Source organism: Burkholderia sp. BC1, assembly GCF_052683555.1.
Window position 1 is genome coordinate 1 of record NZ_JBQYLP010000109.1, and the last position, 10,969, is coordinate 10,969.

General features: G+C 62.6%; 9 protein-coding genes and 1 pseudogene. All 10 read left to right on the forward strand.

What is annotated here, in order from left to right; translation table 11 throughout:
- Positions 1-50: 50 nt before the first annotated feature.
- A pseudogene (locus tag ACSHSS_RS28575) lies at positions 51-929 on the forward strand (TrbI/VirB10 family protein); the annotation flags it as partial.
- The gene (locus ACSHSS_RS28580; protein ID WP_006417162.1) at positions 926-1,732 is read left to right on the forward strand and encodes a transglycosylase SLT domain-containing protein; all 807 of its coding nucleotides are present in this window, start codon (positions 926-928) and stop codon (positions 1,730-1,732) included. The pseudogene ACSHSS_RS28575 and the gene ACSHSS_RS28580, both read left to right, overlap by 4 nt.
- Complete coding sequence (locus tag ACSHSS_RS28585; RefSeq protein WP_006417164.1) at positions 1,729-2,997, forward strand: hypothetical protein; 1,269 nt, start codon at positions 1,729-1,731, stop codon at positions 2,995-2,997. Before ACSHSS_RS28580 ends, ACSHSS_RS28585 begins: the two co-directional genes overlap by 4 nt.
- Positions 2,994-3,419: a lytic transglycosylase domain-containing protein gene (locus ACSHSS_RS28590; RefSeq protein ID WP_006417168.1), complete on the forward strand. Its 426-nt coding sequence runs from the start codon at positions 2,994-2,996 to the stop codon at positions 3,417-3,419. The genes ACSHSS_RS28585 and ACSHSS_RS28590 overlap by 4 nt, the downstream gene beginning before the upstream one ends.
- Before the next feature lie 2 nt (positions 3,420-3,421).
- Complete coding sequence (locus ACSHSS_RS28595; protein ID WP_006417159.1) at positions 3,422-3,973, forward strand: toxin co-regulated pilus biosynthesis Q family protein; 552 nt, start codon at positions 3,422-3,424, stop codon at positions 3,971-3,973.
- A 5-nt stretch (positions 3,974-3,978) separates the two neighbouring features.
- On the forward strand, positions 3,979-5,583 hold the full coding sequence (locus ACSHSS_RS28600) for a secretin N-terminal domain-containing protein (RefSeq protein WP_048995736.1): 1,605 nt from the start codon (positions 3,979-3,981) through the stop codon (positions 5,581-5,583).
- Positions 5,584-5,587: 4 nt separating this feature from the next.
- On the forward strand, positions 5,588-6,916 hold the full coding sequence (locus ACSHSS_RS28605) for a hypothetical protein (protein WP_043282273.1): 1,329 nt from the start codon (positions 5,588-5,590) through the stop codon (positions 6,914-6,916).
- Entirely contained in the window at positions 6,903-7,484 is a 582-nt protein-coding gene (locus tag ACSHSS_RS28610; protein WP_043282275.1) for a hypothetical protein, read from the forward strand. The genes ACSHSS_RS28605 and ACSHSS_RS28610 overlap by 14 nt, the downstream gene beginning before the upstream one ends.
- Complete coding sequence (locus ACSHSS_RS28615; protein WP_006417166.1) at positions 7,481-9,793, forward strand: ATPase, T2SS/T4P/T4SS family; 2,313 nt, start codon at positions 7,481-7,483, stop codon at positions 9,791-9,793. Before ACSHSS_RS28610 ends, ACSHSS_RS28615 begins: the two co-directional genes overlap by 4 nt.
- Entirely contained in the window at positions 9,790-10,923 is a 1,134-nt protein-coding gene (locus ACSHSS_RS28620) for a type II secretion system protein (protein ID WP_048995738.1), read from the forward strand. The genes ACSHSS_RS28615 and ACSHSS_RS28620 overlap by 4 nt, the downstream gene beginning before the upstream one ends.
- Positions 10,924-10,969: the final 46 nt, after the last annotated feature.

Consider the following 10,969-nt stretch of genomic DNA (forward strand, 5'->3'; position numbering starts at 1 on the left):
GTGGCATAATCTCACTCAGCTAAGGGATCCGAAATTCGCGGGCAACGTCAGACAGCATCTTCGTCTCGCCGATCTTCCGCGCAGGTATCAAGATCAAGGAAGGGCAAGCGCAGCAGCCGGAAGGACCTCCTGGGATCGTCACGCCGCAGCAGATGCTGCTCCAACAGGCGGCCGCGCGAGACGCCGCGATGAAAGATTCGATCGCACAGGCAGCAATGGCGGCTCGAGGTGCGCAAGGCACGGGTCCGATGACCAGCCAGCAGCGCGATAGCGCTTTCATGCACGACGTTGCGCAGCTGAGCGAAGGCGACAAGGATTTCGCGCGCGCCGGTTTCGTCGGTCAGTCGCACGGCTGTACGCTATCGCCACCTGCCAAGATTCCCGTCCTCTCCAACGAGGCGCTCAACTCGGATCGCCCGGGCACGGCTTCTTTGACCGTAGAGACGGACGTGTACGCGAACAACGGCGATGGTCGCTGCCTGGTGATTCCCTGGGGCACGACAATCGTTGCGCCGTACAGCGCCGATATTCAACCGGGCCAGGAATCAATACTCGTGGCCGGTGCGGAAATGCGCCTGCCGAACGGAAAGCATGTGCCGCTGTACGGCGCGCAGGGTGCTGACGGCAATGGCGCGGCCGGGTTCAGTGGTCACGTGAACAACCACTTCCTCAGGATCTATTCGACATCATTCCTGACGGCGATTCTGGTCCGTGCCTTCAGCAATAGCGATCAGAGCACGACGACTGGCCCGCTCGGTGTCACCCAAGCAGGCAGCACGGCAGGACAGATCGCAGCGCAGACAGCGCAGTCAGTGCTCGATCGCTACAAGAACATCCCGCCGACGATCACGTCGTCGCCGGGTGAGCGGCACTTCATGCTCAAGGTCAATCGCGACATGGTGCTTGAAGAGTATCGGGGGGCGCGATGATCGCGCGCGCGGCTTTTGCCCTCGCATTCGCGCTGGCGGCCTCATACGCGCAGTCGGCCGTGATCGCGCAGGTGATCAGCCCGGTAAGCGTCGTCATTCAAGACGGGCAGTCACGTCGGGTCGCGATGCTACCCGGCAAGCCGGTCTATTACTGCGGCCTCGACGCTTTCACCGAATGGGCGTCGCCGCTGGTCGGACAACCTGTTCGCAGCTCCCGTGAGACGGGCATCACGGTGTCGATCGATGGGCGCGACGTCGCACTGGACGATCTGTTCATCGACCGTGGCTGGCTACAACCGCCGGTGCTGGATGACGGCGCGCAGGCGGCGCTGGTCGAGCGCCGCGGCGGATGGGCGTGCTCGCGTGCTGTCGTACCGTTCGAGTTGCTGCACACCAACGTCGATCCAAAGATTCTCGCCGGGATCGCGCTGAACGAATCGAATTACCGCGGCCATGCATGGCCTTGGACGCTCAACGTCGCTGGGCAGGGCTACTTCTTCAAGTCTCGCGAAGAGGCGTACAAGGCGATCGAGTCTCTGCTCGCCCGTGATCGCTGCGATTTTGACGTCGGGCTGATGCAGGTGAACTGGTGCTACCACGGCAAGCGTTTTGCGTCCGCATGGGACGCGCTCGCGCCCGCGACAAATGTCGCGGTCGCCGAGGCGATCCTCACCGAGAATTTCGCGCGCACTGACTCGGTTGCGAAGGCTGTCGCGTACTACCACAGCGCAAACCCCAATCCCGGGCGCGCGTACCTCGCACGGTTCGTCCAACACCTTTCCATGATCGAGGCAGGCCTGTGAAGCACACGAACAAGATTCTCGCGTGCGCCACGTCCGCGATCGTATGCACTACCGCATCCGCAGCGAACACCGATCCTTTCGATTTCGACTACGACATCCTCGGAGGCATTTCCGAGCGGCCGGCGCTTATCTTCAACGACGGCGAGAAGACGTATATCCAGCCGCGTGCCGGCCAGGTCATTGTCGCCGAGGGGGGGCATACCGAGGGCCCGTACGTGGTTGTGGAGGGCACGCCGTCATCGATCACGTACAAGGTTGGCGCCCATTCGGCCACGGCCCGCTGGAAGAAGGCGAACACGTTCATCGGCGCCGCCGCCGGGGGAACGGCGGCCATGAAGGACGATCAGCCGGCCGGGTTCGATGGTTTCACGAACCGCCTGGTGATGATCGGCACGCGTCCCGCTCTCGAGCCGGTTCGCCGGCTTCATGCGTCGATGACGGTTGGTGGCTTCGTCAAGGCGCTCGTCCCGCAAGGCTGGACAGGATCTGCCCAAAAGGATGTTGACCTGACGACGCCCGAAAACTTTGCCACGCGCGACGGCGAAAACTGGATGCAGGCGCTGGACCGTTTGATGACGCAAGCCGGGCTGTATGCGGACGTGGACTTCACTGCGCGCCACGTGCGCTTGCATGGTGACGCGCCGAAATCCGCGGCGTTGAACTACGCGTCGGCGAGCCGCGAAGCCGACGAGGCTGGGTTGAACCGAGTTGTTGCACGGGTGACGGCCGAAGCGCCGCCTGTCTCGAGGTTGGCCGAACGATTCGGCGCGCAAGCAATTCGGGACAGCGACGACTCGCACATGCAGATTCGCTTCACGTCGAAGCCGGCGAAGACCGTTACGTTCAAGACGCCGGACGGGAAGGAGCTGCGCACCAGCTGGGATGAAAGCAAGAGCGTGATGACGATCGATCGCGCCGAGCGTTTCATCGTGGCCGACGCGACGAATCGCGTCGAAGTAGCGCGTGACGCTAAGACCGTGTACGACTTCGACCAACCGAACGCGGCAAAGCTCGAGGCGGTGTTCGATCGAGACGGCCGTACCTACTTCAAGTTCGCTGGGTCCGTCGTTAGGGTCGGCGTGACCGACACGCGGAATCTAGGTATCGGCGAGCAGAGGGGGCGCTACTTCATGTTTGAAGGCACTTCCGACATGTTCACCGTAACAGCTGATGGCAACACGATTCATGTGAAGCGCCGCAAGGAAGTTGTCTACCGCGAAGTGCCGGATGCGACGCTGCAGGCGAGCGGAGGGCCGACGACGTGATTCGCATCGCGCCTATCGTCGCCGCCGTGTTGGCATTCATTGCACTACCGAGCCGTGCGGATTGCCTTGACGACGCAGCCGCCTTCCATCGCGTCAATCCGCGGCTGCTGCGCGTCATCGCGCAGCACGAGTCCGGAATGCGCCCGAATGCCGTGAACAGGAACTCGAACGGCAGCGAGGACATCGGCCTCATGCAGATCAATACGTCGTGGCTCCCCACGCTGGCGCGCTACGGCATTCGTCGTGAGCATCTCTTTAACGGCTGCGTCAACGCCTACGTCGGCGCGTGGATCCTTGCCTCGAACGTGCGTCGCTTTGGTCCGAACTGGAAAGCCGTCGGCGCCTACAACGCGGTCACGCCGTCCAAGCAGCTTGTCTACGCCAGCGCGATCTATCGCCGCTTTATGCAACAGGGCCGGTAACCATGCACAAGATACATTCGAATCAGGCGCGGATTCGCGCACTCGTCGCCGGCGGCTTGGCCGTGTTGCATATCGCGGCACACGCCGCGGTCGATTCCGCCACGAACTCAATCGACGCCGACGGCTGGCAGGTGCTTGCCTCGGCGCCGAAGGCACAACCGGCAACTGCGGAGAGCCCGCAGCCGAACCAAGCGCTGCCGCCGCCCGCACCGATGAGCGCAACCGCCGCCCCGTCCGCCGACGTCCCTGCCGTCGTCTTGCCGGGCGCGGGCGCGGCAGCCGCGAGCGGCACGCTGACGTTCTCGGTGACGCCGGCCGACGTGAATCTGCGCGACGCGCTCGACCGCTGGCTGCAGCAGCAAGGCTGGCAACTCGCCTGGAAGATCGACGACGACCTGCCGCTGGAGTTCAACGCCTCCTTTACCGGCGATTTCACCTCGGTGCTGCAGCAGGTGATGAAGGCGACGAACCACATGCGCACGCCGACGCGCGCGTGTCGCCACACAAACAATGTCATCCGCGTCATTGCACGCGCGGGCAATTGCCAGGATTGAGAACCATGGGTGTTCACCTTTTGAAATCCGGCGTCGCGATTGCGGCCGCGCTGATGGCCGCAGGCTGCGCCGTGACGCAGCAGGACGTCAACGACAGCTACGATGCCGCACACCGCACGATCTCCGACGCGCTCGGCAAGGGACCCGCTCCGATGGCACTCGTGGAGGACGTGCCCACCGCGTTCCTCGGCGATCGGCTGGTGCCGCTCGCGTACGAGGCGACGCTGCCTGCCGTGTTCCGCGACAAGACTGTCACGCTGCCCGCCAACCTAGGCATCAAGCAGATCGCCACGCTCATTTCGACAGCGACGGGCTATCCCGTGCACCTGAGCCCGGACGTGTTCGTGCCGCGCGACTCGCTGGTGCCTGGCCAAACGGAGTCGAAAGGGCAGATCAACGCCGCGCGAACGGAAGAGCCGGTCTACCGACAGGCGTTTTCCGGCAAGGCTGGCATGTACATGCGGAACATGACGACCGACCTGGGGCTCGACTGGTCATTCGATGGCAGCACGATCAACGTGAATCGGTTCGTCACCCGCATGTATCAGATCGCGGCGATCCCGGGCAAGGTATCGATCAAGTCGACGATGAGCAAGGGGATGGACACGTCGACCGGCAATCAGTCCGGCAACGGCGGTGGCGGCAGCTCCGGCGGCAATACCGGTTCGTTCTCCGCCCAGACGTCGACCGGACGGGAAGGCGACTTCGACCAGATCGCTGCGATCACGGCTGAGATCGAAAAGCTGAAATCGCCGATGGGACGCGTGAGCGTGAATCCGCAAAGCCGGCTGGTGATGGTCTACGACACCAAGGAAGCGGCGGACAACATCGGCAAGCTGCTCAAGCATGAGAACGCGATTTCTACACGTCAGGTGGCGATTACGGTTCGCACGCTTCAAATTGCGTTGAACAAGGGCAGTCAGGCTGGCGTGAATGCCGATGTTGTGTTTAACGCGATGCACGCTGGTCTTGCTCGCTACGCGATCAGCTCCACGTCGCCGACATCGCTCGCGACAGGCGGTGGCGCGGTAGGCGTGTCGGTGCTGCGTCCGGATGCCCCTTTCTCGGGCACGAACGCGGTCGTGAATGCGCTGAATCAGTACGGCCGTACGGTGCAGGACAATACGATGACCAAGATGACCCTCAATGGGTTGCCGGTCTCGGTCGCGTCGTTCAAGAGCGATGACTACCTTAGATCGACAACGCCGTCGTCGGGATCGCTGACGGCCACTTCGGGCGGGGTGCCGGGCCTGACACCGGGCACCATCACGACGGGCGACTTCGTGAACGTGCTGCCGGCGGTCAACGACCATAACCAGATCGTGCTGGCGTACTGGGCCGACAGCTCGAAGCTCAACGGTCCCTTCACGAGCGCGGGTGCCGGGTCAGGTCAGACGCAGCAGCAGATCCAGCTCGCGCATACGGTCGGTACGAAGGATGACCAGACGATCGCATTGTCGGACGGTCAGACCGTGGTGTTGTATGGCGCGATTACCGATCAGGCTGACAGCACGACGAACACCGGTATTGCCGGCCTCACTGGCAGCTGGAACAAGTCGAAGACATTCCAGGTCATCATGCTGAAGGCGACGGTTGTTCCGTCGATGTGACGAGATGATGCACATCACAGAACCCCTGCCGATCGACAAGCGCGCGCGCCTGGTGTTCGGCATCGACTGGCGGGCCTACCCGGTGAAGGGGGGCAGTGCCGAGCGCCGCCGCTATACCGACGCGTTCAATGCGACACACTTCGTCGAGTTCAAGGTCGGCACCGAGTTGATCGGCGGGTTCGCCGAGCCTGACATGTCGGAGATTGAGGGCGCGCGCCTTTTTTCGGGCGCGGCTCGCGTCGCGCAGCATGAACGGATCAAGAATCGGGCCGCCGCGCTTGTACTGTTGCAGCACGGGCCGCGCGTCTACTTCGTGTTCGTCGTGCGCGGCGCGGTCCGTAGCGATGAGGTGCTGACACTCGAGCAGGCGCAGTCGCGCCGTCTTGAGATCGAGCAAGCGTGCCTGAAGAGCAATCTTTCGCTCGATACGCTCGGTACGGGCGACCGCATCGGTGGCGTTGACGAAGTTTTTCAAGCGAGCGAGCTACTCGCGAACCGGAAGGTCGGGCTTCTCCGCCGGCCGCCCATTTCGTTGCCGACCGCCATTCCGGTACTCGCCATCGTGGTCGGTGCCTTCTTTGGTGTGCCCAAGATCGCGGACATGCTTTCGCCGCCGCCTCCGCCTGCGCGGCCACCCACTTTCGCTGAGCAGTACGCCGTCGCTGTTCGCGACGTGTTCGCGCGTATGCAGCCGCGAGCGTCGGAGCTAGCGCCGGCGCTGCTTACTGCCGTCGGCGCAAAGGAATCGGTGAGGAAGGGGTGGCTATTTCAGGAGGCGAACTGTCCGTCGTCGGGGTTCTGCACGACGATGTTTCGTCGGAACGGGGGCACTTTTGCCGCGTTCGATGAAGCCGCGACAGCGGATATGCGGCCGCTAAGCTTCGCCCGAGACGGCCGCACGCTGACTTCGCGAGGGCCCGCAGTTCCAAAAGCAGCTCCGCTCATGGAGAGCGAATCCAAAAGCTGGCCTTCTGAGCAAGCCTTCATCGACATGCTGCAGACGCCACCGCAGCGCATGTCGGTCCAGCCCCTCGAGCTTCGTGCCTACGGCTATACGGTCAATCTCGGCGAGGCGCGCCCGCTCGTTACGACGCCGGGTGCGGTCGACGGGGCGCACGTCGGACGCATGCTTAAGCAGGGTGACTGGACGATCGAAGGGTTCCGCTGGCAGTCGCCTCTGCTCGCCAAGCTGCCACCCAACATGGCGCTCGAATCCCTCAAGGTCGAGCTGCGCCTCAATGAGGGCGCACCAGCGAACGCCGACAAGGAAACGGGCGATTCGCCTTATGGCGTCCACTTCACCGCGAAGGGCAAATACTATGTCTTCAATTAAGCATGCACTCATCGCGGCGGGCGTCGGCTTCGCCGTGTCCGCGCACGCCGAACCGGTCGGCGCCAAGCTCTCGATCGACGATATCGATCAGCTGGCCCGCGCAAGCGTCGTCCGGAGCTTGGGGGGAGCCGCGACCGCGCCGGGGATGCTGCCGCCTGGCGCAATGACGCAGCCCCAACCAGGGATAGCAGCGACCGGCGTCACGGCTGATGTGACGCCCAAACCAGTCGAAAAGCCGATTCGCCCGCCGCGCGCGCATGCAGAATCGGTGGCCTTCCTCGGTGCATTCAACGACGAGGCCGGTGCGCACGTCCTGTATTCGTTCCGCGACGCGATCTACCCCGCCCGCGTTGGCTCGACGCTGCTCAATGGCTGGAACGTCAAGGGTGTCGACGGATATGCAGTCACGGTTGCAGAAGGAAAACGGACCTGGAAAGAGCCGATCCGCGGCGTCGCCCCAATCCAGATGTCGCCGGCGACGGCCGCCGTACGATCGCTCGTGGATCTGAACTCGCCTTTGCCTTCAGGCGTACCGCTGCCGGGCATTCCGCTTGGAGGTACGCAATGAGCTTCTTCGCGGAACTCGAAACTCCGGAGCCGGCGAAGCGTGGTTTGCTCGGCAGGCTCAAGGCGTTCACGGCAGGCTTTACGGATAGTGCGTCGTCGGCGATGCCGATCGTTGGACGGGAGCCGACCGACACTGGCAATCCTGCGGTATCGGCTGAACCGAATGGTGATCGGGAGCCGCGCTTCAAGTCGGCGAGCAAGCCGGTGAATCCGCGGCAAGGCGACCTCGGTCAGCCAATGACAATGGGAATGAGGCTGCGACGCGCACAGGAAGAAGCAGAGGACGTCGCGATCATTGGCGAGGCACGCAATGGGGAGTGGCCCGCGAAAGCCGAGACCGACGTGGCAGTCGCGCTAGCGCAACAAGAACCAGATGACGGCCTGGCTTCGGCAAAATCCAGCGCGGCGGTCCCAATGGCGGCGGTGGGTGAGAATATCTCGGCGACGCCGGCACATGCTGCCGACGTGCCCGCCGATCCGGCGACCGAATCGCCGCAGGAACGAGCAGGCGTGGCCGAGCCGCCGACGCCCGCTCAAGCGACGACCACACCGAACGTTGACGCGGCTTCGCAATGGACCTCGGGCTACGATGTCCCGCCGACCGTACGGCGTATCGGGATGGATGTAGCCGAGACGTCGGAGATTGCCATTGCGAGTGGGCGACCGCGTCTCGTCCACGCTGATTCTCTCAGCTTCAAGCGCGTGTTGTGCCAACGGGACGAGCACGCGGCCCTCGCGGTGACCGATGCGGCCCGCCGCGAATTTATCGCGGTCGAGCTGCAGGCCGGCATTTCGATCGTGGTGGCGACCCAGCGTTTCCAGGAAAGCCAACTGTATGCGACCTATCTGAAGGACCTCGCCCGCGCAGACATCTCGGTCCACGAGGAGATGGTCGCGGACGAAGAGGTTATTGCATCGCTCTACGGCAAGGAGAAGCAACGAGCGGCGTCGGTTGTTCCGGAATCATCTCGCGCGATCGGCTTGTTCCGAGACGTGATCGAGGCCGCGCACGCGTACGATGCGAGCGACGTCCACTGGGAGTATCGGGATTTTTCGGACAACGTCGCGCTACGCCTTCGTGTCGACGGAGAAATGTACTCGTATCGCGAGTTGCCCAAGCCGATGGTCCGAAAAGCTCTGTCGGCGTCGTATCAGGATCTCGTCCAGCGCAACACGAACTCAGGCGAATCGTTCCAGATGACTGCGCCGCAGTCCGCGATGATTCCGCTCGTGGCGCACACCGATATCATCAACATCCGCTGGCAAAGCGCACCGCTCGTGGGAGGGTTCGACGTCGCGCTGCGCTTGCTCGACGGCAATTTCAGCCGCGTGCGGGTGCTCATGCCACACGAGATGGGCCTGGAAAAAAGTCAGATCGAGATCCTGGAAAGCCTTGGCAAGGTGACGGGAGGAGCGACCTTCCTTACCGGCGAAACGGGATCCGCGAAGACGACGCTGCTGCGCGCGATGTCGTATCTCGTCCCGAATCGCGATCGCATCAAGCAGTTCGCTGTGAATGAACCCTCCGAGGTTCCCGCGCCCTGGCTGTCGGACATCTCTATCCAACGTCGACCGAACGAGAGCGAAGAGGACGCGAACCGAAAGATCGTCGAAGTGGTCCGCACGCTGATGCGAATGGACCCTGACGATCTCACGATCGGCGAGGTGCGGGATTCGGTGCTGGCCGGTTTGGTTGCCGAGCTCGCATTGACCGGTCACCCCGTTCGCACGACGCTACACGGCAACAGCATCCTCGGTGCGGTGATGCGTTTGGTTGGTGGGCGGTTGAAGTTGCCGATGGACGAGGTGGCGTCGGGCAGCTTCCTGAACGCGGTCGGCAATCAGAAGCTGATTCCGAAGCTCTGCCCACATTGCAAGCGACCTGCGCGCGACGTGCTGTCGGCCACTCAGGTGGCGACGCTCGAGCGCAAGTTCGCGCTCGACACGTCGATGATGGCGTGCCGCGATGAGAATGGCTGTGCGCATTGCCGGCGCCCCGGGCTATTCACGCGCGACGGCAAGGTTGCGGCCGGCATCAAAGGGCAGACGTTGGCGATGGAGCTGTACCGGCCGACGCCGGAGTTCCTCGCATGTGTCGCGGCCCGAGACTGGCGTGGTGCGGAGCACGTATGGCGCACGAGCCGAAAGACGGATTTCGCAAACGCGGACATGACGGGAAAGACCGTCTACGAGCATGCGCTTTACAAGGCGTCACAAGGCCTGATCGATCCGCGGTTCATCGACGAATCGATGTGTGCATTCGAAGCCTATCGCCTATTTCCCGACGCGCATGGGGGTAACCCGTCGTGATCAAGTCAATCGTCTATACCCTCTTCAGGATGCTTCCGCCAAAGGAGCGGCTGCGCGTTTCCACATGGCGCTTCAAGGCGATGCGGGAGATGTTCTATCGCGAAACGCGCCTCGACGTCGCGAAGAAGGGCCTGCGTAACAGCGAGACGCTCCTTGAGCGTTTGGACACGCTTGCGGAGCGCCATCGCAAGCGGAAAAACATGTCGTGGTTGGCGTTCCAGAAGATCGCCCAACGCATGCGGGCGGGTGACGATTTCGCGACCGCGATGAAGCCGTTCATCCCGAACGATGAATTTGTGCTCCTTGACCTCGCAAGCGAATCGCCTCGTGATGACGCGGCGATCCGCGGCCTCGAGCTTGCCGAGATGGCGGCACACGCAAAGGGCGTGCTGTCGGCGACGACTTCGATGCAGATGGCATACCCAGCCTTCCTGATCGTCTACTTGTACGCATTTTGCGTGCTGTTTGGCTCTGAAATCCTCCCGGCGACCCTAGATGTACAGCCGCTCGAGAAATGGTCGGCGTTCGGCAGGTTCGTCTACGCCTTCGACACGTTCTGTGCCGATTACTGGTGGCTCACGAGTTCGGTAGTAGCGGGATTAATTCTGGGCTACTTCCAAACGCTGAAGCGCTGGACCGGGAAATTCAGAAACAAGGTCGATGCCATGCCCCTGATGTGGCGCAATCGGCGCGACCTTCGTGCCGCGTTGCTGATCGTGTCCTTGGCCGGTTTGTTCGACTCGGGGCTGACGCTGCGCGCGGCACTGGACAGATTGATGAGGATGTCTGATCCGTGGATGCGTTGGCATCTGCGCCGGATGAGTACGCGACTGACCGCGAATCCTGACAAGCCAATGCAGGCGCTCGATACGGGAATTTTCTCGGAGACCACTATCGACATCATGACCGACGCGGCTGGACGGGATCAGTTCGTGGAGTCGATCAAGGAGCTTGGTCAGCATTCCCTGTCCCGTGTCGTCGACGCAGTAAAACGGAACGCGAAAATCACTCATTACGTGTTGTTGGGTGGGGCAGTAATGCTGTTTCTTGTGTTTGGCCTCGGGTCATATTTCGCGACGGGTGCAGTCGCATTCGACGGGGCGTCCACATCCCTCAACCAAAAATTCTAGGGAAACGCTGATTTATTCGGCTCGGCGGTCATCGCAGACGTAGCCG

What these genes read in the sequence shown, in the direction of transcription:
- ACSHSS_RS28615 (WP_006417166.1), top strand. Translation starts at nt 7,481, where the DNA reads ATGAGCTTCTTCGCGGAACTCGAAACTCCGGAGCCGGCGAAGCGTGGT.
- ACSHSS_RS28580 (WP_006417162.1), top strand. Translation starts at nt 926, where the DNA reads ATGATCGCGCGCGCGGCTTTTGCCCTCGCATTCGCGCTGGCGGCCTCA.
- ACSHSS_RS28595 (WP_006417159.1), top strand. Translation starts at nt 3,422, where the DNA reads ATGCACAAGATACATTCGAATCAGGCGCGGATTCGCGCACTCGTCGCC.
- ACSHSS_RS28605 (WP_043282273.1), top strand. Translation starts at nt 5,588, where the DNA reads ATGATGCACATCACAGAACCCCTGCCGATCGACAAGCGCGCGCGCCTG.
- ACSHSS_RS28610 (WP_043282275.1), top strand. Translation starts at nt 6,903, where the DNA reads ATGTCTTCAATTAAGCATGCACTCATCGCGGCGGGCGTCGGCTTCGCC.
- ACSHSS_RS28600 (WP_048995736.1), top strand. Translation starts at nt 3,979, where the DNA reads ATGGGTGTTCACCTTTTGAAATCCGGCGTCGCGATTGCGGCCGCGCTG.